This window comes from Ancylobacter tetraedralis (assembly GCF_014195655.1).
GTDB classification, from domain to species: Bacteria; Pseudomonadota; Alphaproteobacteria; order Rhizobiales; family Xanthobacteraceae; genus Ancylobacter; species Ancylobacter tetraedralis.
This window is the reverse complement of record NZ_JACICD010000012.1, coordinates 1-26087: the sequence shown is the minus strand read 5'-3', so window position 1 is coordinate 26087 and position 26087 is coordinate 1. Positions and strand designations below refer to the sequence as shown.

Sequence of the window (26087 nt, the reverse complement as noted above, 5' to 3'; positions counted from 1 at the left end):
CTCCGCCTCACGCTTTGCGGATATCGGCGTACTGGGTGAAGCCGGTCTGCGGGCCGATCACGAAACCGGAAACGCCCTTGCCCATCACCGCCGACGCGATCTTCTGCAGCAGCATGGCGAAGGGCGCGCGCTCGGCGAATTTCAGCTGCATCTCGCGATACATCGCCATGCGCTTGGTATTGTCGCGTTCCTTGCTGGCCGCGAGCGACATGTCGTTCAGCTCCTTGTCGACATAGTGGCTGCGCCACGCCATGAGCCTGAGCTTGCCGTCGTCGCTGTCGTCCGGATTTTCGCAGAATGCCTGGCTATTGGAATAGGGGTCGAAATAGTCGGTGCCCCAGGGCAGCAGCGCCAGCTGGTGGCCGCGCTTGCGGGACTTCGTCATGACCTGGCGCATCTCGCCGGACACCAACGTCACCTTGATCCCGATATCGGCGAGGTCGGCCTGCACCGCCTGTCCGATATCGGCATAGGGCGCGGAGGAGGGCACGTCCATGGTGACTTCGAAGCCGTTGGCGAAGCCGGCTTCCGCCAGCAGTTGCTTGGCCTTCGCGACATCTTTCTTGAACAGGCGGTCGGTCATTCCCCCCGGCAGACCCGGTGGCAGGAACCCCTGCGCGACCGAATACATGTTCGGCGTGATGTTCATGGCGATGCCGTCATAGTCGATCGCCCATTTGATCGCCTGATGAACCTGGGTCTTCTGCAGTTCCGGCATGGACTGGTTCATCGTCACATAGACGGAAACCGCCTGCCCGGAGGAGACGACCGTGAGGTCCTTGTCCGCGCGCGCCTTCTTCAGCAGGTCCGGCGTCAGGTTGCGGGCGATGTCGGCATCGCCCTTCTGCAGCATCAGCAGCTGGGCCGACGGATCGGGCACATGGCGGATGAAGATCCGGCGCGGCTGGTCCGGCTTGCCGGAATGCGGATTGGCGTCGAGCGTGACATGGTCGCTCGCCACCCATTCCACCATCTGGTAGCCGCCCGCGCCGGCGGAGTGCACCTTGAGCCAGCCATTGCCCATGTCGCCATCGACCTCGTGGGCGAGCGCCGTCGCCTTCTCCACCACGCCGCCGATCGGCGCGGTGAGGCAGAACAGCAGGAAGCTCGGCGCGACGGCGGTCGGCAGCTTCATCACCAGCGTCGTGTCGTCCGTCGCCTTGATGAGGTCGTCGACATTGCCCTTGGTATAGCCGAACTGCGCGAGAATGAACGCCGGCTGCTTGTCGAGCTTGATGGCGCGCTGGAAGGAGAAGGCGGCGTCTTCCGCGGTCACGGCCTTGCCGGACGCAAACCTGGCATCCGTCTTCAGCTTGAAGACGAAGGTGGTGCCGTCCTCGCTGACGGTCCAGGATTCCGCGAGATCGCCGACGACCTTGGTGTTGTCCGCAAGGTCCGGCGAGACCAGGCCGCGATAAAGGTTGGGCACCACTTCGAGATTGGTGATCTCGTAGGCTTCGGCCGGGTCGAAGCCGCTGACCAGATCGTCGATCTGCTTGGCCATGACGACGACGCCCTTGGGCGTGCCGGCCATGACCGCGCTGGTCCTGAAGACTTCCGAGGCGAGAATTGGACTGGCAGCGGTGAGAGTCAGCAAGGTACGGCGCGTCAACATGTTAGTGTTCCCGTCTCTGTTTGAAGGGATTCAACCACGTCGGAATGCCGGCGTGAAGGTCCGGAATGATCATAATTTATGAAATACGAACTTTTGTTTGCTTATACGATGGGCATGGCGCCCCCCTGAGGGCACCCGGAAAACCATGCGCCAATCGGGTTCTGGCCTGCCTTCCCACGCGCACTCACTGGCGCGTCTCCGGTGGGCCAGCCCTGTCGAAGCGCTGGATATTCTGCGAGAAAAGGCAGACGCTTAGAGAGCCCGCCGCCGCCAGATCGATCCGTCAGGCGAGGCCGACATCTGCAGCAAAACGCAGGATCGCCCGCTCCAACCCCTCGACGATCATGTTCACTTCCGCCCGACCGGCGGTGAGCGGAGGGCCGAACTCGACGACCTGATAGGTGCGCACCAGAACACCTTCGTCGCGCATGTAGTTCGTCATGCGAACCGCCATCTGGTCTTGCGGACGGAAAGGCTCGCGCGTCTGCTTGTCGCGCACCAGTTCCACGCAGGCCAGCAGGCCGCGTCCGCGCACATCGCCGACCAGCGGCAGCTTGCGCAGCGATTCCAGCCCGTCCAGCAGGTACCGGCCCATGTCGCGCGAATTCTCGACCAGCTTCTCGCGCTGCACGATCTCGATGTTCTTCAGTGCGGCGGCCGCCGCCACCGCATGGCCGCCGAAGCTCAGGACATGGTTCAGCCCGGCCTCGCGCCCGCTCGCCTGCTCGAAACGGGCGGAGACGCGCGTGCTGGCAATGGCGGCGCCCATCGGCACATAGCCGCTGGTCAACCCCTTCGCCACGGTCATGATGTCCGGCACCACGCCCCACTGCTCGCAGGCGAACATGCTGCCGGTGCGGCCGAAGCCGTTGATGACCTCGTCGATGATCAGCAGCACGCCGTATTTGTCGGCGATCGCACGCAGCATCGGCAGGTAGTCGTCCGGCGCCGGATAGATGCTGGCGGCGGCGGGAACGGGTTCGGCGATGATGGCGGCGACGGTTTCCGGCCCCTCGTGCAGGATGGCCTTTTCGATCATGCTGGCGCAGAGCGTGTTGCAGCCCGGGCGCGACAGGCCATACTCGCAGCGATAACAATTATTGTGCGGGACATGCACGCAGCCCGGCACCAGCGGGCCGAAGATCTTGTTGTTGAAGTCGTGGCTCGCGCCGCTGATGCTCATCGCATACTGGGTTGAGCCATGGTAAGAGCCGCGCCGGCTGATGATCTTGGTGCGCTTCTGGTCGCCGCCGAGCCAGTGATACTGCTTGGCGATCTTCACCGCCGTCTCGACCGCTTCGGATCCGCCGGAGGTGAAGAACACCCGGTCCAGGTCCCCGGGCGCCAGATCCGCGACCACGCCGGCCAGCTTCACCGTCGCCGGCGCCACGAAATTATAGGGCGAGACATAGGCGAGTTCGCGAGCCTGCTCGGCCATGGCATCGGCGATCTCCCCGCGCCCGTGACCGACATTGGTGACAAACGCCCCGCCGGAAAGACCGTCCAGGTAGCGCCGCCCGTCTTCGTCGATGAGATAGCAGCCTTCGCCCTTGCTGAAGACCGTCAGGCCCCCTTCCGCGCGAAGGGATTGCGGGCTCGTGGCATGGAACCAGACATGTTTGAGGGCTTCGGCGGCTACGGTCATGGATGCGCTCCCTTATGACCCGTTTGTTCAGAAGATCAGTCGTTATCGCGAGGTCTCGGGAACGGCGCCGATCCCGGCCGCCGTCGTTCCCGCGCCGGATGACAGCCCCGCGTTATGCCGGGTGGTCTCCAGCCAGGCCATCAGCCAATCCGTATAGCTGGTGGCCACGAACAGCATGTAGCCGCCCCCCTCGAGGGCGAGCAGCAGGACGGGAACGCGGGCGCACAGCGTCGCCGCGACCCGGCCGGTGGGGAACCGGCGTGGGTCGAGGTCAAGCTCGACGCCTCGCTCCAGCACGGCCCGCGCGCCCGCTCCCCCAAGGGAAATGGGCTGCCAGGCGTGGCTGACGTCGACCAACCGCCCCCCGGCCATGGCGAGGGCGGCGAGGGCGCTAGGCTCCCGCCAGCGCGACATGTCGGCGGCCCGGACCAGCCGGCGTTCAGGCGACAGCACGAGGATGTCGGCGCCGTCGGCGAGGCCGCGCAGCATGTCGGACAGGCCGGCGCTCCACGCGTCCTCGCGCGCCACTACCTCAATGAGCGCCGCCGGCGGTTGGCGGGCGATATGACAGCCATCAGCCACGGAGCCTCTCCCCGTCCGGATCGATGAATACGGGATTGCAGATCGTCACCGGCACCATCTCGTTGGTCAGCGGCGAGGCCGCGATGCGCGTCTCGCCCATGGCCGCCCGCCCGCCCGCGACCAGCGCCAGCGCGATCCAGCGATCGAGCGCGGGGCTGAAGGTGACCGAGGCCACATGCCCGTCCAGCGGCACGGGGACGGGCACGGCGGCATCGCGCACGATCTGCGCGCCGCGCGGAATGGCCTGGGCGCGATCGACCGCCATGAGGCCGACGAGCTGCTTGCGGTCGCTCGCCGTGAAGGCCGGGCGCCCGAGCGAACGCCGGCCGATGAACTCCTTCTTGCGGCTGATCATCCGCCCGAGGCCGAGATCGTCGGGAAGCGTGCGGCCGTCGGCCTCGAAGCCCGGCACGAACAGCCCTTTCTCGATGCGCAGCGTCATCATGGCCTCCGTGCCATAGGGCATCAGTCCGAAGGCGTCGCCGGCGGCGGCGATCGTCGTCCACATGGCGTGCGCGTCGCCGGAAGCGGTGTAGATCTCGTAGGCCCGTTCGCCGGAGAAGCTGACCCTCAGGACACGGGCCTCGATCCCGGCGAGCCGGCCTTCCGCCACGCTCATGAAGGGCAGGGCGGCGTTGTCCACCGCGAAGTCGGGATCGAGAGCCGCCAGTAGTTCGCGCGCGCGCGGACCGGCGATCGCCATGGCCCCCCATTGTTCCGTCACCGGCGTGATGGTGACATCGAGATCGGGCAGGTCGACCTGCCGGGCGCGCTCGAGATGTGCCAGGATCCGCTCGGCATTGCCGGTAGTGGTGGTCATGAACCAGCGGTCGGCGCTCAGCCGGGTGGTGGTGCCGTCATCCATCACCGCGCCGTCCTCGCGCAGCATCACGCCGTAGCGACAGCGACCGGGCTGGAGGGTCGACCAGCCATTGATGTAGACGTGATCGAGCAGCCGCGACACGTCCGGCCCCTGCAGATCGATCTTTCCAAGCGTCGAGACATCGGTGATGCCGACATGGCGGCGGACATTGCCCGCCTCGCGGATGACCGCCTCCACCTCGCTTTCGCCGGGGCGCCGGTAGAGCTGGGGTCGGCGCCAGCTGCCGACATTGGCGAGGACAGCGCCCTGCTCTTCGTGCCATCCGTGCATCGGCGTCGTGCGCGCCGGGCTGAAGAGGGTGCCGACGAAGGGCCCGGCCATGGCTCCGAAGGTGACGGGCGAGAAGGGCGGGCGCGGCCGGCTGTTGCCGATCGCCGCCGCAGGCTTGCCTTGGGCGGCGGCGATGATGTCAACGCCGTTCAGCCCGACCAGCTTGCCCTGGTCGGTCCCCATGCCCAGTGTCGTGTAGCGCTTGACATGCTCGATGGAGCGATAGCCTTCCCGCACCGCGAGGCCGAGATCGGCCGCCGTCACATCATTCTGAAGATCGACGAACTGCTTCGGGGCCGTGTTCACGGGAGCGAGCGGCGCCGGCGCGGCGCCTGACGGCAGAGTGTATGTGTTGCCCGCCGCGACGGCACGCGCGGAGGCGAGACAATCGGCCATCTCGAACAGGCCGGCGCACGCGCCCGCCGCCGCCATGCCGGTGGAAACGCGCCCATCCCAGGATTGCGCATCCGGCACGAGGGCGCCGATGCGCTCCTCATGGCGCAACCGGCCGCCGGCATGGGTGAACAGATGTGCCGCCGGGCTCCAGCCGCCCGCGGTGAGGATGAGATCGCAGGGCAACGACTTCGCAGCCGCAGGTTGGCCGACCGGATGCACGACGCAGCCGGTCACGCGACGGCGTCCCGTGCTGCGCGCGATCATGTGACCCGGCAGATGCCGGATTCCCGCCGCCCGGCACCGGGCAGTCCGCTCATCGTCGACCGCCGCGCGCGCATCGACGATCGCCTCGATGGCGACCCCGGCGCTGTGCAGATCGAATGCGGCCTCGTAGCCGCTGTTATTGTTGACGTAGAGCACGCAACGGCGCCCCGGCACGGCAGCGTGCCGATGGAGATAGGCCTGCGCGGCGCTGGCCAGCATGACCCCCGGCCGGTCATTGGCGCCGAACAGCAAGGGTCGCTCGAACGCGCCCGTGGCGAGGATGATACGGTCGGCATCGACGATCCAGCGGCGGAGCCGTACCGGGCCCGAGACCTCCTCGATGAGACAGACCCGATTGCCGTCGTAATGGCCATAGGCAGTGCTGCGCGCAAGAAGCGTGACCTTGCCGCTGGCCCGCAGCCTCGTCACGACACTGGCCACCCAGTCGCCATAGGGCTGACCCTCGACAAGGGCGGTCTCCACGGTGCCGAGGCCACCGAACGCCTCCTGCTCGTCGACGATGAGAATGTTCTCGACATGGTCCAGCGCCGCCGCCGCCGCCGCGAGACCCGTGACGCCGGCGCCGATCACCAGGAGGTGGGTGTGACGGTGCACGGTCTCGTAGGCGTCGGGATCCGGCTCCGCCGGTGCCCGGCCCATGCCCGCGGCGCCCCGGATCAGCTTTTCGTAGAGCGGCCAGGCGGAGACCGGCCATTTGAAGGTCTTGTAGTAGAAGCCGGATGGGATCAGTGGTGCGATGAGGTCGTTGACCGCCATCAGGTCGAAGCCGACCGACGGCCAGCAGTTCTGGCTTCGCGCCACCAGCCCCGGCACCAGCCGAACCTGCGTCGCCTTCACGTTCGGCTCGCGCCGGGCGCCTTCCCCCACCTCGACGAGTGCGTTCGGCTCATCCGCGCCATAGGCGACAAGGCCGCGCGGGCGGTGGTACTTGAAGCTGCGGGCCAGAATATCGACGCCGTTGGCTATGAGGGCGGAGGCCAGCGTGTCGCCCTCATAGCCGACAAAACGGCGCCCGTTGAAGCTGAATTCGATCGGCCGGGCGCGGTCGATCCGCCCGCCCGTCGCTGCGCGCCAGCCACTCATGCCCCGGCCTCGCTCAGGAAATCGTTGGTGCGGGTGTCCCGGCGGGCGGCGAACCAGCGCCGGCAACCCGCCGCGTGGAACCACAATTCGCGGTGCGCGCCTGCCGGATTGTCGCGGCGATAGACATAATCGTTCCATTCCGCGTCCGGTGCGGAAGGTGCATCGAGAGGAAGCGAGGCGACTGGCCGCGAGAGGTCGGCGCCTCCATAACTGAATTCGGCCATCGCGCGCGGGCCGCAACAGGGGCAGGGAATGCGCATGGATCAATGCATCCAGGGGCTGGAGCCGGAGCCGCGTTCGTCGAGCAGGTCGCCCGCGTCGAAGCGTTCCAGCGTGAAGCGGGTGGCAACCGGGTGAGGCTGGTCAGTGGCCACCAGATGCGCCAGCGCCGTGCCGGCGGCCGGCGTGCCCTTGAAGCCGCCATAGCACCAGCCACCGTTGAGATAGAGACCGGCCAGCGGAAGGCGGGTGATGATCGGACTGCCATCCATGGACATGTCGACCGTGCCGCCCCAGCTGCGCATCATCCGCAGGCGGCGGATGGAGGGAAACAGCGCCACCGCGGATTCGACGACATGGTCGAGCGTATGCGGGTCGCCGCGCTGGGCATAGGAGTTGCTGCCGTCAATGTCGCCTCCCATCACCAGTTCGCCCTTGTCGGACTGGTTGATATAAACGTGCAAGGCCCCGGAGACGGCCACCACGTCCAGCATCGGCTTCACCGGCTCGGACACCAGTGCCTGCAGGACATGGCTTTCCATCGGCAGCCTCAAACCCGCCATGGCGGCGAGCCGGCCGGAATCGCCGGCGACGCAGATCGCCACCTTGTCGGCGGAAATCAGCCCGCGCGTCGTCTCCACGCCGGTGACACGGTCACCCTCACGGCGCAGCGCCGTCACCTCGCAGTTCTGGATGATGTCGACGCCGCGCGTATCCGCGGCACGGGCATAGCCCCAGGCCACCGCGTCGTGGCGGGCCGTGCCGCCGCGCTTCTGGATCAGCCCGCCAAGGATGGGAAAGCGCGCCTGCGGCGACAGGTCGAGCCCCGGCATCAGCCGCCCGAGATCCTCGCGCGACAGCAGCTCGGCATCGACGCCATTCAGCCGCATCGCATTGCCGCGCCGGTGCAGTGCCGACAATTCCGCGTTGCTGTGCGCGATGTTCACCATGCCGCGCTGGCTGAACATCACGTTGAAGTTCAGATCGGCGCTGAGCCCCTCCCACAGCTTCAGGGAGTGCTCGTAGAAGTGCGAATTGGCCGTGAGAAGGTAGTTGGAGCGCACGATGGCGGTGTTGCGCCCCGTGTTTCCGCCGCCGATCCACCCCTTTTCCAGCACCGCGACATCGGTGATGCCGTAGGTCTTGGCGAGATAATAGGCCGTTGCAAGCCCATGTCCGCCACCACCGATGATGACCACCTGATAGCGCGCGCGTGGCTCCGGCGCGCGCCAGGCGGCCGGCCAGGAACGGTGGCCCGTGAGCGCCTGACGGGCCAGCGAGAGGGCGGAATAGCCGGTCATGCCGCGATGTCCGGCAGCAGGACGGCGGGGTCGTAGGCGAAGAGGGCGGGCGAGCCTCCGGTGTGAAGGAAAACCACCGTCTCCTGCCTGCCGATGCGACCGCTGCGGATCTGGTCGATCAACCCGGCCAGGCACTTGGCCGAATAGACCGGGTCAACGAACACGCCCTCCAGTCGCGCGAGAAGGTGGATCGCCTCGCGCGCGGCTTCCGTCGGCGCGCCGTAATGGGCGCCGATCTGGTCGTCGATCAAGGTCAACGCCTGCGCCGCCGGCACATGCGGCAGACCCAGCACCTCGCGCGCCTCCACCGTCTCCGCCGTCACCTTGTCGAGGAGATAGTCGGTCCTGCGGCTGACGCTGACACCGGTGACGTGGTACCCGGGGTTCAGGTTGCACTCGCCGAGCGCGAGGCCGGAATAGGTGCCGCCCGAGCCGACGGCGACGAAGAGGTGCTCCGGCGCGATGTCGTTCTCGGCGAACTGCGTCATCATCTCGGCGGTCGCCATGATGTAGCCGGCCATGCCCTGCGGGTTGGAGCCGCCCAGCGGCATGATCATCGCCCGGCGCCCCTCGCGCGCGAGCCGCGCGGCAAGATCCTCGATCACCGTTCCGAAATCCCAGCGCGGTTCGGTCTCGACCAGATGGACCTGCGCGCCGAGCAGGTAATCGAGCAACAGGTTGCCGCAGATCGGATGCGGCTCTCCCGGCACGCCGCCCAGCACCAGCTCGATGCGCAGGCCCGCCCGCGCGCCCATGGCGGCGGCGATCCGGGCGAGATTCGACTGGTAGCCGCCGCACACGATGACGGTATCGTAGCCCTCGGCGACGGCCCGTCCCAGGATGAATTCCAGCTTGCGGACCTTGTTGCCACCAAGGCCGGCGGCGGTGAGATCGTCCCGCTTGATGAAAATGCGCGGACCGCCCAGATGGTGGGAGAGGGCATGCGCCTCTTCCAGCGGGGTGGGCCCATGCATAGCGCGCAGGCGAGGCAGGGTTTCGAGGCGAGAGACGATGTCGGCGGCAGTGGACATTTTCAGGCTTTCGCGACCGAGATCGTCTGGATATCGGTATAGCTGACGAGCCCCCAGCTTCCGTTCTCGACACCGATACCGGACCATTTGTGCCCGCCTACCGGTGCGATCGGCAGGAGGGTGAGGTGCTGGTTGACCCACACGGTGCCGCAGTCCATTTCACCGGCCAGTTCGGTGGCACGCGCGACATTGCCGCTCCACACCGACCCCGACAGGCCGAAATGCGTCGCATTGGCGCGCTCGAGCACCTCGGCTTCGTCGCGGAACGTCAGGATGGGAAGCAGCGGGCCAAACTGCTCTTCCGCCACCAGCCGCGCATCGTCATCGAGACCGGTGACGAGCTGGGGCGCCAGGAAGTAGCCGTTGGCGTTGGGCAGGGCGGCTTCGCCGAGCAGCACACCGCCAGCGGCACGCGCCTCCTGCGCCAGTTCCTGCACGCGGGCGAATTGCGGGGCGGTGGTCAGCGGCCCGAGATCGACACCCTCGTCCAGTCCATTGCCGACGCGGGTTGCCGCGATGCGGGCGAGCAGCGCCTGCTGGATCGGCTGACAGACGCTCTCATGCACGTAGAGCCGCTTGATGGCGCAACAGACCTGCCCGGTGTTCTGGAACGCACCCCAGAACAGCTTGTCGGCGATCGCTTCCGGGTCGACATCCTCCAGCACGATGGCGGCATCGTTGCCGCCGAGTTCGAGCGTCACGCGCTTCAGATCGTCGGCCGCGGCGCGGGCCACGCTCTTGCCGGCCTCCACCGAGCCGGTGAGCGAAATCTTGCGGATGGCTGGATGCACCGCCAGCGCGCGCCCGAGCGCATCGCCGCCGGAGACGATGGCGAGCACGCCGGCCGGGATCACATCCTGAAGAAGGGCGCCCAGCCGCAGCGTCGAGAGCGGGGTGAAGGGCGAGGGCTTCAGGACGATGGCATTGCCGGCCAGCAGGGCCGGCGCGATCTTCCACACCGCCGAGATGACCGGATAGTTCCACGGCGCGATGCCGGCGACCACCCCGAGGGGGCGGCGATGGACCGAGATGTGCTGGGCGTCGTCGTCGCGGATCACTTCGACGGGCAGCTCGAGGCCGGCGGTGTGTTCGAACCAGCGCGCCGCGCCCATCACTTCGCCGATCGCCTTGGGCAGCGGGCGCCCCTGCTCGCGGCAGATGAGCCGACCGACCTCTTCCGCGTGCGCCCGCAGCTTTTGCGCGCAGGCGAGCAGCACCTGGCGGCGACGGGAAATGTCCCGCGACCACGGGACGAAGGCGCGCGCCGCCGCGTCGATCGCCTCGTCCAGCTGGGCCGGGCTGCAATCGGGCGCCGAGGCGAAGGCCTCGCCGGTGGCCGGATCGATGACATCGAATGAATCGCTCGCACCGGCCAGGCGCCCGGCGATCAGCATTGCCTCACTCATTCCGCTCGTTCATCCCGTGACAGATAGGGGCCGTTCATAGGAAAACATAGTCATGATGAACATATGTTCGCAATAGCTAATTTTATCGGCGATGCGCTCTCTCCGGCCGCCAGCCAGCGGCGGCTCGCTGGCGGTGCGCGATCCGCCACCCGCCGGGTCGCGGCGCCGCCGCCTAGCGTTCAGAGGCGCGCCATGCCGACCGTCTTGCCTCTCACGCGTTGGCCGGCGGGGCCGGCGCCGCGAAAATCCTGCTCTGTCGCAGTGAAGCTCAATGTATCTATTGCGAACTTTTATTCATTATGCGAACTTCAGGGCCCTTGGGACCGCGCCTGTGAGCGCTTTCCGCTGCCCTGTGGTGCCTCCCGCGCCGCGGGTGAGCGGATCTCCACAGGGGCAGCCGGAGCGGCCACTGGCCGCCGCCCCTCGCGCATGTTCGAACATTCGTTCGGCATTTGCACGTTTCATTGACGCGATCCTGGATCGCGGACGGATGTGAGGAATCCAGCGCTATGATGAGCCGAGAGCAGAATGACCTGATCACCCGGACAGGGCCCCAGGATCCCGCCGGCAAGCTGATGCGCATGTACTGGCAGCCTGCCGCGCTGATCGAGGAGCTGCAGGGCGAGCGGCCGATCCGCCCGGTCAGGCTGCTCGGCGAGAACTTCGTGCTGTTCCGCGACGAGGCGGGGCGCTACGGCCTGATCGACCGCGACTGCCCGCATCGCGGCGCCGACCTCGCCTTCGGGCGGCTGGAGAATGGCGGCCTGCGCTGCGCCTTCCATGGCTGGCTGTTCGACGTCGAGGGCAGCTGCCTGGAAACACCGGCCGAGCCCGCCAATTCCAGGCTCTGCGCCGGCATCCGGCAGCGCGCCTATCCCGTTGTCGAGAAGAGCGGGGTGCTCTGGGCCTATCTCGGCGAAGGCACGCCCCCGGCCTTTCCCGAGATAGACTGCTTCACCGCCCCCGGCACCCATACCTTCGCCTTCAAGGGCATGATGAACTGCAACTGGCTGCAGGCGCTGGAGGTCGGCATTGACCCGGCGCACGCCTCCTTCCTGCATCGCTTCTTTCACGACGAGGATCCGTCGGCGTCCTATGGCAAGCAGTTCCGTGCCTCTTCCGCCGATAGCGACCTGCCGATGACCCGGATCCTGCGCGAATACGACCGGCCGATCATCAATGTCGAGAAGACCGAATATGGCCTGCGTCTGATCGCGCTGCGCCAGATCGATGAGGAACGCACCCATGTGCGGGTGACCAACCAGCTGTTTCCACACGGCTTCGTCATTCCGATGAGCGCGGAAATGACGATCACCCAGTGGCACGTGCCGATCGACGACGAAAACTGCTACTGGTACGCGATCTTCACCAGCTTCTCGGCACCGGTCGACAAGCAGAAGATGCGCGACCAGCGCCTCGAACTCTACGCGCTGCCGGACTACGTCTCGCGCCGCAACAAGGCGAATGACTACGGCTTCGATCCGCACGAGCAGGCGAACGAGACCTATACGGGGATGGGCCTCGACATCAACGTGCACGACCAGTGGGCGGTGGAATCGATGGGCGCCATCCAGGACCGCACGCGCGAGCATCTCGGCCAGTCGGACAAGGCCATCATCCAGTATCGCCGCCTGCTGCGGCAGGAGATCGAGAAAGCGGTGTCGGGTTCCGCCCTGCCGCTGCTGGTCCTCGACGGGGCGCACGCGCGCAGCATTCAGGGCCCGGCGACGATGGACGGCATCGGCCCCACCGCCGGCTGGGAAATCTACTGGATGGAGGTCGACGTGAAGCGTCGCCGGGGCGCGCCATGGGCCGCGCCGGTACCGGCGGAAATCGCCGCCCGGGTTCCCCACCTCTCCGCGGCCCAGTGACGGCCGGCATGCCTGCCAGGGAAACGATATCGTGACCTTTGTTGAACGCCACGGGCTTCAAAGCGTGGAGCGTCGGGACGCCGCCCGGCGTGTCGCCGACATCGTCCGGAGCCAGAAGCTTGAACTGGTCCGTCTGTCCTTTCCGGACCAGCACGGCATCCTGCGGGGCAAGACGCTCGTTGCCGCAGAGGCCCTGAAAGCGCTCGACGACGGGTGCACCCTGACGACATCGATGTTCGCCAAGGACACCTCGCACCGCTCGGTGTTCCCGGTTTTCTCGGCGAATGGCGGCTTCGGCATGCCGGAGATGCAGGGCGCGGCGGACGCGCTGATGATCCCCGATCCCGGCAGCTTCCAGGTTCTCCCCTGGGCCGAGAAAACCGGCTGGCTGCTGTGCGACGCCTATTTCCAGAACGGCCAGCCGGTGCCCTTCGCCACCCGCCATCTCTATCGCAAGGTCCTGCAGGATCTCGCCGCGCGCGGGTACGACTTCGTGGCGGGGCTGGAAGTGGAATTCCACGTCTTCAAGATCGACGACATCCACATGCGGCCGGCCGACGCCGGACAGCCGGGCACGCCGCCATCGGTCAGCCTGCTCTCGCACGGCTACCAGTACCTGACGGAGCAGCGCTTCGACCAGATCGCCCCGGTGCTCGACATCATCCGCCGCGATGTACAGGCGATGGATCTGCCGCTGCGGTCGGTGGAAATCGAGTTCGGTCCCAGCCAGTGCGAATTCACCTTCCAGCCGACGGTGGGCCTGCTGCCGGCCGATCTCATGGTTCTGTTCCGCAGCGCGGTGAAGCAGATCTGTCACCGCCATGGCTATCACGCCACCTTCATGTGCCGTCCGAAGATCGCGAACGTAGTGTCCTCGGGCTGGCATCTACACCAGTCGCTGGTGGACCGCGCCACCGGAGAGAACGCGTTCATGCCGCGTGAGGGCGGGACGTTGCTCTCGCCGGAGGGACAAGGCTATCTCGCCGGCCTGCTGGATCACGCGGAAGCCGCGGCGGTGTTCAGCACGCCGACGATCAACGGCTACAAGCGCTACCGCTCCTTCTCGTTGGCGCCGGACCGCGCGGTATGGGCGCGCGATAATCGCGGAGCGATGATCCGCGTGCTGGGCGGGCCCGGGGACCGCGGCACGCGACTGGAGAACCGCGTCGGCGAGCCGGCCGCCAATCCCTATCTCTACATGGCATCGCAGATACTGGCCGGCATGGACGGCGTGACGCGCCGGCTCGACCCCGGCCCGTCGGCGGACGTGCCCTATGAAGCCTCGCGCCCACCCCTCCCGCGGACGCTGGCGCAGGCCGTCGCCGCGCTCGACGCGAACGCCTTCTTCCGTGAGGCCATGGGCGACACCTTCGTCGACTACTACGTGCACATCAAGAATGCGGAGATCGCCCGCTTCGATGCCGAGGTGTCGGATTGGGAACACCGGGAGTATTTTGAGATATTCTGACGAGATATGCGGCGAGCGGCGCCTTGCGCCGATGACATGCGTCGCCTCCCGTCGCAATGCCTCGCCTGGGCCTGGGCCTGGGCCTGGGCCTGGGCCTGGGCCTATCGGATGCTCACGAAAGACAAAGGTTTGTCCGCGATCCTCGATCGTGACATTGACGGATGGCTGGAAAGGCCGGAATCGACCCGGCGTCCGGTGCAGGCTCACGATGGAACGCTGAGGGGGGCACGAGGCATGCTTGACGACACTGCGACCGCTGACGACAGGCCCCGCGACTTCGTGGCGTCGCTGGAGCATGGGCTCAGCGTGCTCATGAGCTTCGACGCCGCCAATGCGAACATGAGCCTGTCCCAGGTTGCCGACCGTACCGGCATGTCCCGCGCCGGCGCCCGGCGTTACCTGCTGACCCTTGCCCATCTGGGCTTCATCGCGCGGACCGGGCGCTCCTTCCGGCTGACGCCGAAGGTCCTCAGCCTCGGCTATTCCTATCTCTCGGCCTTGCCGTTCTCGGCGTTCGCGATGCCGCTTCTGGAGGAAGCGAGCGCGGCCTCTGAGCAGACGGTGGCGCTGGCGGTGCGGGACGGCGCGGAATCGGTCTACACGGCCCGCGCCATTGCCCAGCGCGCGCTGGCCGTCACGGTGCCGGTGGGACGCCGCCTTCCGCTCATTTCCACATCGACCGGCCGGGCGATGCTCGCCTTCGATACGGCGGAGGCGATCGATCGATTGATCGAGAACGACCATCCCGTGCTGCTGACCGACAAGACGACGGTGGATCCGCAGCTCCTCCGGCGCGAGCTCGAACTGGTGCGCAGCCGCGGCTACGCGCTGGTCGAGCAGGAGGTCGAGGTGGGCGTGCGCTCGCTGGCGGTGCCGTTCTTCGACAGTCAGCAGAAGGTGGCGGGAGCGGTGACGGCGCTCACCAGCATGAGCGCGGTATCGACCCGCCAGCTGCTGTCGGACATCTTCCCGATCGTGCGCCATGTGGCGACGGAACTGGAATCGGCTCTCAAGGCCGGTCGCGGCGACATTCTCACCTGACCTGAACCGCACTGCCGGGGTGGAGCGAACTCTGGGGCTACGTGAAAGTGCCGCCGCCAAAGAGAACGGTGCCGGGGGTGGGATGCCGTGGCATCTCTTCGCGCCGCCCATGGTTGCGCCGGATCACATTCCAGATGAATGCCGCCGGATGCCGGTTCGGTGAAAACATGCGCAGTGTGCCGCCAGCACTTCCAAAGACTGCGCCTTTCGACACGCGAGCCGCAATCTCGTCACGGGCTGCGGCCGGCACGTCGCTGGAGAATGGGACGTTGGGAGCGGCCCTCTGAATGGGGGAGGGCGGTACCGCCATGCAAGCGTCGCGCGCCGTCGCCCGGTTCAGATGCAGCGCAAGGTCGCCCGCCTCCGCGCTTGCGCGCACCCACGGGCGAGTTGCCGGCATGTATCTGTATGAAGACAACCATTCCGATAAGCCAAGAATATAAGTCCAAGGACAACGCCGAGCCGACATTGCGGGCGTGATCCGAAAGGGGGACGCCGCGCTCAGGGTGTTCGCACACCGATCCAGGCGTCCCGCACCTGATTGTAGTGAACCTGGGGATTGTAGAGCGCGACCTTCAGGCCCAGCTCGCGAGCGTTCAATTGCCCCACGGCGGCCAGCAGGGAATAGGAGGCGACAACGCGATCCCTTTCGGCGGTCACCAGGCTGGAGCGCGCGTTGAAGAGCGAGGTCTGCGCGTTCAGCACGTCAATGGTGGTGCGCTGGCCGACGCGCCACTCCTCGCGCACGCCGCGAAGCGCGATTTCATTGGCGGCGACCGAGACCTGCGCCGAGGTAATGGCGTCGCGCGCCGCCCGAAGCGCGCCCCAATACTGGACGACGTTTGCGCGGACCTGCTGCCGCTTCACCTCGACTTCGTTTCGCGACTGGCCCAGAAGCTCCTTGCTCTTGCGGATGTTGGCGTACTCGGATCCGCCCTGGTAGATGGGAATGGTCAGGTCGAGCGTTGCCGAGGCGCTTGTTCCGCGCTCGATCGGCACGCCGTCATCGTAATAGTTGTACTGCACGCCGCTTTGCCCTTTCATGGAGAGGGTCGGCGACAGCGCGGCCTCGGCGACCTTCACATTCGACACCTGCTGATCGACCGCGAATTGCGAGGCGAGGATGGCGGGATGGTGGGCGAGGCCGGAGTCCACCGCGGCATCCATGCTCGCGGGCAGGAGGTGATCGGCGGGCCTGCCCGGGGCCAGATTCTTGGGCTGCTGTCCGATCACCTGGAAAAAGGTGGCGTTCGCCGTGTTCAGGTTCGCCGTCTCCGACGCCAGCTCGCTCTCGGCGCTGGCGACACTCGCCTCGGCCTGTGCAACGTCGGTGCGCGTCACCTCGCCGACCGAGAAGCGATCGCGCGCCGCGCGGAGTTCTTCGCGCAGAGCGGCCACGTTCTGCTTCTGCAGGTCAAGCAGAGCCGCATTCTGCAGCACGTTCATATAGGCCGTCACGCCATCCAGGAGCACGAGTTGCTCGGTGTTGCGCAGAAGTTCGCGCTGGCCCCGGACCTGGAATTCGGCCCCCCTGACCGAACTGGCCGTCTTCAGGCCATCGTAAACGCTCTGGCTGATAGTAATCGCGAGGGTGGAGGGATCGGCTTTGTAACGGTAGTTTGCCGAACCGCTCCCGGCATTGTAGCGCACTTCCGCCCATTGCGTGCCGATGGAGGCCGAACCCGTCACCTGGGGGCGATAGCCGGCAAGGGCAATGGGGACATATTCATCGGTGGCGCGCGTGACCGCGCGCTGGGAATTCAGCGTCGGATTGGCGGCATAGGTCGATGCGAGGGCCTGTTCCAGCGTCTCGCCGTGAGCCTCGGCGACCGACAACGCAAAGGTTGCTATGAAGAAAATCCATGTATAGCGGGTGGAGGTTCGACTGGTTTTCATTGCATGCTCCGTAGGTCGGTCGGCGCGTCATCTCGTTTCCTTCCATCGAAATAGTGGGATTGAACGCGAGGCGAATGACTAAGACCGCAATAGTTCGGAGTAATTTTAATTAGTATGGCATGTATATTGAAGATATTTTTCTTTTCGGATGAGTCATATATATATTTTCATATAGATTCGATATTTCCTGTGCGATATTCTCAGCGTTCAATTCATCGGAGCGGAAGCCTGTCCGCGATGACTGACGGACCCCGCATGCTGTTTGGCGTCGCCCCTCATGCCGAGAGCGACGAGGCGACAGAAATAGGGTCGTTGATCTCTCTACATTTGGCTAATCCGTTAAATTAAAAAGATATTTATGCTCTGATATATAATATTAATCTTTTCAAATTTGATCAAATTGAAATGTGTTTATGGGTATTTCGACGTGTAATTATTTGTTTCGAATTATATTCTATGGATTTTTGTCTAGTATGCTTTTCTAATATACTGAATTTCACGCTGACGGTGCGTGCATTGGGTGGTGAACGACTTCGATCGGGTGCTCGCGGCTCGCCCGGTATGGTTGGCGGCCCGGCGGAGGCGGTGAGGGGCGAGGTCATGCGGCGGATGGGTCTGGACGAGGAAAGCGGGCTGCCGCTCCTGAATTGGCGAACCTAGGATCGCTCGCCATGACCTGCATCGGCCATTCGAGGGTGCGGCGAGACAGCCGGGCCTCCGGTTCCCGCCGTTCGCGGAATTTCCAATATTACTTCCAGCCCGCCGCAGGCCGCCAATGACGCGCTGACCCGGCCGCCATGCGCCTCGACCGCTCGTTTCGTGATGGCCAGGCCCAAGCCATAGCCATCCCGCGCGACCGCATCGCTTCCGCGCGAGAAGGGCTGGAATATCCGCTCCAGATCCGGCGCGGGCACTCCCGATCCCTCATCCACGATCGTCAGGCGAAGGGTCTCGCCGAAAATGCGGGAATGAACGGAAACCTGCGAGTTATCCGGCGAATATTTCAACGCGTTGCGGATCACGTTTTCCAGGGCGCGATAGATCAGCTCCCCGTCGACCTCCGCAACAAATGTCCCGACTCCCTCGTGAGATATGGACATGCCGCGCGCCTGCCCCTCGAAGGAGGCGTCATCGACGATCTCGTTTACAAGATCCATGACGTCCAGGGTCTGCACCTCACCCCCATCGGAGCCGCCCGCCAATCGGGCGAGGGTGAGAATCCCGCTGACCAGGCCATCGATACGCTCGATCTCCCGATCCATGCGGTCCATCATGGTGTCGAGCCTCGCCGGATTCTGCCGGAGGACCCCGATGGCGGCCTGAAGACGCGACAGGGGCGAGCGGAGTTCGTGGGAGATATCGTGGAACAGCCGCTGCTGAACCTCCTGCAGGGCCTGCAGCCGGGCGGCGCTGACGTCGAAATCATGAGCGAGAGCCGCCACTTCGTCCTTTCGGCCACGCATCTTGTCGCCGATGCGCACGTCGAACTGACCCCGCGCGAGAGCGCTCAGCCCACGGCGGATATGGCCGACGGGGCGAATGAGATAACGGGCCAGCGCAAAAGCGGCGACGGCGCTTGCGATCAACGCCGATGCCCAGGGCATCAGTTTCGGCCAGGTTTCTTCAATGACGCCCGGTTCCTGCGCGATGAGCGTGACGCGCATGCAGCTCTCGCCGACAAGGACGCTGCGCACATGCTGCGCATCGCCCTTCACGCATTCGGTGGCCGCGCCAAGGTTGGTGATGGACAGGTGAACCGGCTGCGCCACGGCCGCCGCGGCACGCAGGTAGGCTTGCGCGGCCTCCGTCCCTTCCTGCTCCAGCAGCCGGGCGGCTGTGTCCAAGGCGACGAGTTGCTGCTGACGCAGCAGTTCCTGCGAGAAGGGAACCGCGTCGATCAGCCTGCCGATAATGAACAGCCCGGCGATCGACGCCGCCATCGTCAGCCAGATGATGGAGAAGAACTTCCAGAACAGGCCGCGCATCAGCGATCCTGCAGGAGCTGGTAGCCATGTCCGCGCACCGACTGGATCCAGGACTGGCCGTCCTCCCGCATGCCAAGCTTCTGGCGCACGCTGCTCACGTGAACGTCAATCCGCCGATCGAACGCCATCAGGGGCCGGCCGAACACATGCTTCGAGATGTCCTGTTTCGACACGAGCTGGCCGGCATGGCGGGCAAGAACTTCGAGCAGGCTGAATTCGGTGCCGGTGAGTTCAAGCGGCTGGCCGCGCCACTCCGCAACGCGAGTCCCTGGGTGCATGACGAGTTCGCCAGCGCGCAGCCCGTCCTGCACGGTTCCGGCGCCTGACGCGCCCGAGCGGCGCAGGATCGCTCTCAGACGCGCGGCGAGCTCGCCGGGCGAGCATGGCTTCGACACATAATCGTCGGCGCCGAGATTGAGCCCGGCAATTCGATCGACATCGTCGCCCTTGGCCGTCAGCATCAGGACGGGAACCGGGCTCAACCGACGGATCCGTTGCAGTACGTCGATGCCATTCATGCGCGGCATCATGATGTCGAGGACGATGATGTCGACGGCATTGGCTGCGGCCTGGGCGATCGCGGTGCGCCCGTCTTCGGTGGCCGTGACCTGGAAGCCGTCCTCGGTGAGATACTCCTGCAGGAGCATGGTGAGATCGACGTCGTCGTCAATCAGAAGAACCTTTGTCATCCCGAGAGCCCGTCATTCGCCCGAGACAAAGCCATACAGAAAAATAATGGCGTGACAGGGGATTTTACCTATCTTAACGCACGCTTGACCGCACTTAACGCCCGAGCCGCTACCGACAGGGAGACTTGTCGATAATCCGGGCGGTGCATGAGTTCAGTCTTCGAGACGACGTTTGCCTCGCTGGCGTTGATCGACGTCAGCCTGTGCCTGTCGGGCGGCGCGACATTCCCGGCGCTTCGGCCGGCCGACGTCAAGCTCTCGGACGGGTGGCTTGTCGCCCTGCCGCACGACGGCAAGTCGTCCGAACGGGTGGCGTGGTGGGGGACATTCGGCGGTCTCTTGCTCGTTACCCTCATCGGCCTTGCGCAGGAAGGCACCCCCACCGTCGCCTCTGCCGCGGCGGACATGGAGAGAGCCCGGGCGACGCTGGCTTCCGCGAAGGCCAATCTGTTTCCAGTCCTCGACGGTTCGGCCGCCGTCACACGCTCCGCCACCAATGGCGATGCCGCCAACAGGGTTGGCGCCGCAATGCTGTCAAGCGGGGGACTTGATGCTTCGTGGGAAATCGACCTGTTCGGCAAGAACCGGCAGACGAGCGACGCGGCCGGGCTTCGGGTTCAAGGGCGGATTGACGACTGGTATGACGCGCGAGTCTCGCTGGCCGCCGAGGTGGCGGATTATTATGTGCAGTATCGGGCCTGCCGCCAGCTTGAGAATGCCTACAGCGTCGAACTGGCATCGCCGCGCGAAACCATCCGGGCGACCGAGATTGCGGCCGCGTCCGGCCTGACGTCCTCGGCGGACCTCGCCCTTGCACGAGCCCGCGCGGTATCCTCCTCGTCGACGCTGCCCGCGCAGGCGCTGCGGCAGCGCCCGGACATTGGTGCGCTCGAACGCGAGATTGCTGCGTCCGCCGCCGAGGTCGTCGCGGCGAAAGCCGATCTCTACCCGAGCCTGAGCCTCGCAGGCTCGGTGGCCATCAACAGTTCGACTCTGACCGGAGCCGCCTTGCCATGGTCGTTCGGTCCCACATTGACGATCCCCCTTTTCGACGGCGGATCGCGTCGCGCCACGGTAATGCGGGCGATCGCCGACCATGATACGGCCGCCGCCAATTACAAGTCCGGGGTCCTGAGCGCGGTCGCCGAAGTCCAGACGGCGCTGTTGCGCACCGACGGCACCCGCCGTCGGATCGGCGATGCCGGCAGTGCCGCCCGCAACTACCGCACCTATTTCAACTCGGTCGACAAGAACTGGCGCGCGGGCGGCGTCAGCCTGCTCGATCGCGAAGAGGCGCGCCGCGCGGCGCCGTCTTCGGAAATCCCGCTCATCGAAATCCGGCGGGACGCGGTCCGTTACTGGATCGCACCCTACCAGGCTCCGGGTGGTGGCTGGGATGCCCCCTCCAGTCCCGTGCCGGTGGGCCGATCACAGATACAAGGAAATAGTCTCTGATGCGGCGGACCATGAACTTGCTCGCTGCCGTGTTCGTCGTGGCGGGCCTTGTCTCCGTCTGCCGGCCTTCCGGCGCGCAGGAGCGGACGGAGGCGCCGGCCCTGACCGTATCCGTTGTAAAGCCTGTGGAACATCAATGGCCTGAGACCGTGCCCGCGAGCGGCTGGCTACGGCCCTGGCACGAAGCGATCATTGCCTCGGAGATCAGCGGCCTGCGCATCACCGATGTTCTCGCCGAAGTCGGCTCGGTCGTCTCAAAGGGGCAAGTGCTGGTCCAACTGGCCCAAGAGTCCGTCCGGGCGGATCTGCTGAAGGAAGAAGCCGCGCTCGAGACGGCAAAGGCCAATCTCGCCAAGGCCAAGTCGAATGCCGAGCGTGTTCGAAAACTGCAGGGCAGCGGGGCCCTGTCGGATGAAAAGGCGACTGAATACCTCATCACGGAGCAGACGGCGACGGCCGACGTGAAATCGGCCGAAGCGACGCTCGAGAGCCAGAGGATCAAACTCAATCAGACGACGATCGTCGCGGCCGATGATGGGGTGATCACGTCCCGCTCTGCGCAGCTCGGCGCGGTGGTCTCCTCGGGCACCGAGCTTTTCCGCCTGATCCGCCAGCAGCGCATCGAGTGGCAGGCTGAGGTCTCGGCTCGCTATCTCCCGCGCATCAAGGAGGGCTTGACGGCCGTCATACTCGGCGCTGGCGATACGCGTATCGAAGGCCAGGTCCGGTTGGTCGGGCCGACTGTCAGCACCGACACAGGACGCGCCGTCGTCTATGTCACGCTCCCGGCGGAAGCTCATCCGCCCGTGGGCCTGTACGTGACAGGCTATATCGAGCTCCAGACCACGCGGGCACTCGCGGTGCCGGAGTCGGCCCTCGTCTTTCGCGATGGCATCAACTACCTTTTTACCGTCGACAAAGACAGGCGGGTCACGCGCGTCCGTATCGAGATCGGCCGGCGCAAAGCGGGCGAGGTGGAGATCCTGTCCGGCCTGGATGAAGCCGCTTCGGTGGTGAAATCCGGCGGGGCCTTTCTCGCGGACAAGGCCCTCGTCAGGATCGAGGGAGAGGTGCAATGAACGTCTCCGCCCTGTCGATCCGCAACCCGGTCCCCGCCATCCTGCTGTTCGCCCTTCTGACGGTGGGCGGCCTCCTCGCCTTCCATCGGCTCCCGGTCCAGAATTTTCCCGACATGGACCTGCCGACGGTCAAGATCACCGCCTCGCTGGAGGGGGCCGCCCCTTCGCAGCTGGAGACCGAAGTCGCCCGGAAGATCGAGGACAATCTCGCCTCGCTGAACCTTCTGGACCATATCACCACGACGATCACGGACGGTCTGGTCTCGATCAGTGTTTCCTTTCGGCTGGAGAAGAACAGCGAGGAAGCGCTGAACGAAGTCCGCAATGCGGTGGACAGCACCGAGGATCTGCCGTCCCAGATGGAATCGCCCAGCGTGACGAAGGTGACGGTGCAGGGATCCGCGCTCATCACCTATGCCGTCCGCTCGACGCGGCTGAACGAGACGGAGCTTTCCTGGTTTGTCGACAACGACATGACCAAGGCCTTGCTCTCCGTCTCCGGCGTGGGCGGCGTCAGTCGCATCGGCGGCGTCGATCGCGAAGTGCATGTCGACCTCGATCCCGACGTCATGGGCTCGATGGGGGTCACGGCGGCGGCGGTCTCCTCGCGCCTGAAATCGGTTCAGGCCGACAGTTCGGGAGGGCGCGGCGAGGTGGGAGGCGGCAGGCAGACCATCCGGACGTTGGGCGCCGTCGCATCGGTGGAGGATCTGAAGTCGCTGGCAATCCCGCTGCCCAGCGGCACGCTCGTCCGCCTCGACGAGATCGGCACGGTCACGGACAGCTTTTCGGATCGCTCCTCTCTGGCCTATCTCGATGCACAGCCGGTCATCGGCGTTGAAATCAAGCGGTCGAATGGCTTTTCGGACACCGGCGTCGCGGCCGACATCAAAGCCGCGATACAGAAATTCGCGGCCGCAAACCCCGATGTGGAAATCGATGAGGCCTACAGCACGGTCGGGCCGATCATCGAGAACTACGACGGGTCGATGCAGATGCTCTATGAGGGTGCGCTCCTTGCCGTCGTCGTGGTCTGGCTTTTCCTGCGCGACGTACGGGCCACCTTCCTGTCCGCGCTGGCTCTGCCGCTGTCGGTGATCCCGACCTTCCTCGCCATGTATTTTGCCGATTTCAGCTTGAACACCGTGACGCTGCTCGCGCTGTCCCTGGTGGTCGGCATCCTGGTCGACGATGCGATCGTTGAAGTCGAGAACATCGCGCGTCACCTGCAAATGGGCAAGTCAGCCGTGGATGCGGCGCTCGAGGCCGCCGACGAGATCGGCCTTGCGGTGATTGCGACGACCTTCACGCTTGTCGCGGTGTTTCTGCCGACCGCCTTCATGAGCGGCATTCCCGGTCTTATTTTCCGTCAGTTCGGTGTGACGGCGGCCGTGGCGGTTCTCGCCTCGCTGCTGGTGGCCCGCCTCCTGACGCCGATGATGGCGGCGTTCATGATGAAACCGCATCCGGTCGAGGAGAAGGATGGCCGGATCATGCGCGCCTACATGGCGCTCATGAAGGCCTGCCTGCATCGCCGAAAGCTGACGGTTCTCGGCGTCTGCGTCTTCCTCGGGCTGTCCCTGTCGACGATTCCCTTTCTCAAGTCTGGCTTTCTGCCGGCTTCCGACGATGCGCAGACGAAAGTCACCCTGACGTTGCCGCCCGGCAGCACGATCGAGCAGACGGATGCGATGGCGCGCCGGGCTGCCGCCGTGCTTGCAAAGCTGCCGGACATCACCCGCGTGTATGTTGCCGTCGGAAGTGCCTCGTCGGGGGGCGGCCCGAGCTCCACCACGACCAGCGACGTTACATCCGCCACGCTCGTCGTCGATCTGAAGCCGATCGGCGACCGCGATCGGAAACAGTCCGAGATCGAAAACGATGTTCGACAGGCCCTGGCCGTTCTCCCGGGTGTCCGCGTGGAAGTCGGAACAGGCGGCAATGGAACCACACTGGAGATAACGCTTGCCAGCGACGATGCCGACACCCTCGATCAGGTCGGCAGCGCTCTTGAAGAGCAGTTGCGCACTCTCCCGGGCATTGGAGCGGTGACGTCCAGCGCATCGCTCCAGGCGCCCGAGATCCAGATCGTGCCGGATTTCGCACGCGCGGCGGCTCTTGGCGTCACATCGGAAACCATTTCCGAAGCCGTTCGCGTGGCGACGAACGGCGACTATTCATCCTCGATGGCGAAGCTCAATCTGCCGCAGCGGCAGGTGCCGATCCGCGTGAGACTGCATCCGCAAAACCGTGCGGCGCTGGACGATATCGCGAATCTGCGTGTGGCCGGAACGAATGGCAGCGTCGAACTCGGCTCGATCGCGGACTTTCGGCTCGGCGGCAGCCCATCGGAGATCAATCGCATCGACCGATCGCGCAACATCACCCTTTCGGTCGAACTCAACGGTCGCACACTTGGCGATGTCAACGGGCAGGCCCAGGCATTGCCGGCGCTGAAGGACCTGCCGCAAGGCGTCCATCTCGTGGAGCAGGGGGAGTTGCAGCGCAGTTCCGAATTGTTCGAGAGCTTCGGCATCGCCATGGCGATCGGCGTCTTCTGTATCTATGCCGTGTTGGTGCTTCTCTTCCACGATTTCCTCCAGCCACTGACGATCCTCATGGCACTGCCGCTGTCGCTCGGCGGAGCACTTCTGCCGCTGGTGATTACCGGTACGAGCTTCTCCATGCCGGCGGTCATCGGACTGCTCATGCTGATGGGAGTGGTGACGAAGAACTCCATTCTCTTGGTCGAATACGCCATCATGGCCAGGCGGGGCGGCATGCCACGGTTCGAAGCCCTCGTGGACGCCTGTCACAAGCGGGCGCGGCCCATCGTGATGACCACGATCGCGATGGGGTGCGGCATGCTGCCCGTTGCCTTGAGCTTGAGCGGCGGCGATTCGAGCTTCCGGCAACCCATGGCCATCGTCGTGATCGGCGGGCTGCTGACCTCGACGGTCCTGAGCCTCCTCGTCATTCCCGTCATATTCACGTTCATCGACGATCTCATGGACCTGCTCACGCGGCCATTTCGCGCGAAACGGGAACGGCTTGGCTGAACGGGAGGCCGATCCGGCCCCGGTGATCTGCGGGGAGGGCGCCGACGTCGGCACGGGGCTGAGCGCAGCGCATCCTCCGGGAGGAGCTTCACCGGCGAGACGGAAAGCCGGGCCGTCGCTGGAGCCATAGGTGGCGGCATTGCCTGCTCGTGATCCGATGACGTCGCGTATCGGAAACAAAGATAAATAGTGATTCCTGAAGCTATAAAGCTGAAAATATTGCCGTTTCAGATTTATATTTCCGATGTCATAATAGAAATTAGCCAATTCATGAAGAAATTATTTTGGCAAAATCGTGGCTCATGTAAGGATTTTTTCTTTCAGAAATTCAACATAACTATTCGTATATGATTTGAAATGTTGAGAAAGGAAACTTAACTCGACTTTCGCTGCCAAGAAAGTGAGGATTAGTTGTGATGTTAGCCTCATCACAACGCAACCAAACTTGGAGTCGGGCTATCTCTAACCCTGCAGGAGAAACGCCTGACTCCAATCTTTTTGGGATCGGAGGTGAGTATCCGTCGCTAAATTGCGGCCGTGCAAAGCCGTATACGAAAGTTGTTTAGTATATATCCCTAATAGCGAGTCGAGAATAAAGATGTCGTCTGCGTATAAGTTCAGGATCGCATCGATTATTTACTATGTACGACTCGCGTTGATTCCGTTGGTGGTGGCGTTCGGGGCTTTTGCCGTCCATCCCGCATCCGCCGGCACCGTTGTCCAGCCGGCGCCGTCGATCGTGGTCGAGGGTAACCGTCGCGTCGATGCGGAGACCATCCGCTCCTATTTCCAGAGCAAGCCGGGTGAACCGCTGACCCCGGCGAAGAT

18 protein-coding genes are annotated in these 26087 nt (G+C 65.0%); 7 read left to right on the top strand and 11 right to left on the bottom strand.

What is annotated here, in order from left to right:
* Positions 1-7 precede the first annotated feature (7 nt).
* The 8 genes from FHS55_RS20735 to FHS55_RS20700 all read right to left on the bottom strand — a co-directional run bounded on the left by FHS55_RS20735 (position 8) and on the right by FHS55_RS20700 (position 10716).
* On the bottom strand, positions 8-1615 hold the full coding sequence (locus FHS55_RS20735) for an ABC transporter substrate-binding protein (protein ID WP_246340348.1): 1608 nt from the start codon (positions 1613-1615) through the stop codon (positions 8-10).
* 283 nt (positions 1616-1898) lie between these two features.
* A complete protein-coding gene (locus tag FHS55_RS20730; RefSeq protein WP_183191700.1) occupies positions 1899-3260 on the bottom strand; it encodes an aminotransferase family protein in 1362 nt (453 codons plus the stop codon).
* Positions 3261-3302: 42 nt separating this feature from the next.
* The gene (locus FHS55_RS20725; RefSeq protein ID WP_183191699.1) at positions 3303-3842 is read right to left on the bottom strand and encodes an aminomethyltransferase family protein; all 540 of its coding nucleotides are present in this window, start codon (positions 3840-3842) and stop codon (positions 3303-3305) included.
* Positions 3835-6759, bottom strand: coding sequence for a sarcosine oxidase subunit alpha family protein (locus FHS55_RS20720; protein WP_183191698.1), 2925 nt, complete (start codon positions 6757-6759; stop codon positions 3835-3837). The genes FHS55_RS20725 and FHS55_RS20720 overlap by 8 nt, the downstream gene beginning before the upstream one ends.
* A complete protein-coding gene (locus FHS55_RS20715) occupies positions 6756-7019 on the bottom strand; it encodes a sarcosine oxidase subunit delta (RefSeq protein WP_183191697.1) in 264 nt (87 codons plus the stop codon). The genes FHS55_RS20720 and FHS55_RS20715 overlap by 4 nt, the downstream gene beginning before the upstream one ends.
* A gap of 3 nt (positions 7020-7022) precedes the next feature.
* Positions 7023-8279: a sarcosine oxidase subunit beta family protein gene (locus FHS55_RS20710; protein WP_183191696.1), complete on the bottom strand. Its 1257-nt coding sequence runs from the start codon at positions 8277-8279 to the stop codon at positions 7023-7025.
* The gene (locus FHS55_RS20705) at positions 8276-9310 is read right to left on the bottom strand and encodes a D-cysteine desulfhydrase family protein (RefSeq protein WP_183191695.1); all 1035 of its coding nucleotides are present in this window, start codon (positions 9308-9310) and stop codon (positions 8276-8278) included. The genes FHS55_RS20710 and FHS55_RS20705 overlap by 4 nt, the downstream gene beginning before the upstream one ends.
* Before the next feature lie 2 nt (positions 9311-9312).
* Entirely contained in the window at positions 9313-10716 is a 1404-nt protein-coding gene (locus tag FHS55_RS20700; RefSeq protein WP_183191694.1) for an aldehyde dehydrogenase family protein, read from the bottom strand.
* A 509-nt stretch (positions 10717-11225) separates the two neighbouring features.
* Here FHS55_RS20700 and FHS55_RS20695 point away from each other — a divergent pair.
* The 3 genes from FHS55_RS20695 to FHS55_RS20685 all read left to right on the top strand — a co-directional run bounded on the left by FHS55_RS20695 (position 11226) and on the right by FHS55_RS20685 (position 15096).
* Positions 11226-12587 carry an aromatic ring-hydroxylating dioxygenase subunit alpha gene (locus FHS55_RS20695; protein WP_183191693.1) on the top strand — a complete coding sequence of 454 codons (1362 nt, stop codon included), beginning with the start codon at positions 11226-11228 and terminating at the stop codon, positions 12585-12587.
* A gap of 31 nt (positions 12588-12618) precedes the next feature.
* Positions 12619-14055 (top strand): type I glutamate--ammonia ligase, encoded by a 1437-nt coding sequence (locus tag FHS55_RS20690; protein ID WP_183191692.1) that lies wholly within the window; start codon positions 12619-12621, stop codon positions 14053-14055.
* A gap of 234 nt (positions 14056-14289) precedes the next feature.
* Entirely contained in the window at positions 14290-15096 is an 807-nt protein-coding gene (locus FHS55_RS20685; RefSeq protein ID WP_183191691.1) for an IclR family transcriptional regulator domain-containing protein, read from the top strand.
* 501 nt (positions 15097-15597) lie between these two features.
* Here the strand turns inward: FHS55_RS20685 and FHS55_RS20680 are convergent.
* The 3 genes from FHS55_RS20680 to FHS55_RS20670 form a co-directional block, all read right to left on the bottom strand.
* Entirely contained in the window at positions 15598-16932 is a 1335-nt protein-coding gene (locus FHS55_RS20680) for a TolC family outer membrane protein (RefSeq protein ID WP_246340345.1), read from the bottom strand.
* Positions 16933-17648: 716 nt separating this feature from the next.
* Complete coding sequence (locus FHS55_RS20675) at positions 17649-18977, bottom strand: HAMP domain-containing sensor histidine kinase (RefSeq protein WP_183191689.1); 1329 nt, start codon at positions 18975-18977, stop codon at positions 17649-17651.
* A complete protein-coding gene (locus FHS55_RS20670) occupies positions 18977-19666 on the bottom strand; it encodes a response regulator transcription factor (RefSeq protein WP_183191688.1) in 690 nt (229 codons plus the stop codon). The genes FHS55_RS20675 and FHS55_RS20670 overlap by 1 nt, the downstream gene beginning before the upstream one ends.
* 147 nt (positions 19667-19813) lie before the next feature.
* Between FHS55_RS20670 and FHS55_RS20665 the strand changes: the two genes are divergently transcribed.
* The 4 genes from FHS55_RS20665 to FHS55_RS20650 form a co-directional block, all read left to right on the top strand.
* Positions 19814-21121 (top strand): TolC family protein, encoded by a 1308-nt coding sequence (locus FHS55_RS20665; protein ID WP_183191687.1) that lies wholly within the window; start codon positions 19814-19816, stop codon positions 21119-21121.
* Positions 21121-22200, top strand: coding sequence for an efflux RND transporter periplasmic adaptor subunit (locus FHS55_RS20660; protein ID WP_183191686.1), 1080 nt, complete (start codon positions 21121-21123; stop codon positions 22198-22200). The genes FHS55_RS20665 and FHS55_RS20660 overlap by 1 nt, the downstream gene beginning before the upstream one ends.
* Positions 22197-25259, top strand: coding sequence for an efflux RND transporter permease subunit (locus FHS55_RS20655; protein WP_183191685.1), 3063 nt, complete (start codon positions 22197-22199; stop codon positions 25257-25259). Before FHS55_RS20660 ends, FHS55_RS20655 begins: the two co-directional genes overlap by 4 nt.
* Before the next feature lie 598 nt (positions 25260-25857).
* Positions 25858-26087 (top strand): hypothetical protein (locus FHS55_RS20650; RefSeq protein ID WP_183191684.1); only part of this gene is annotated, 230 nt, incomplete at its 3' end.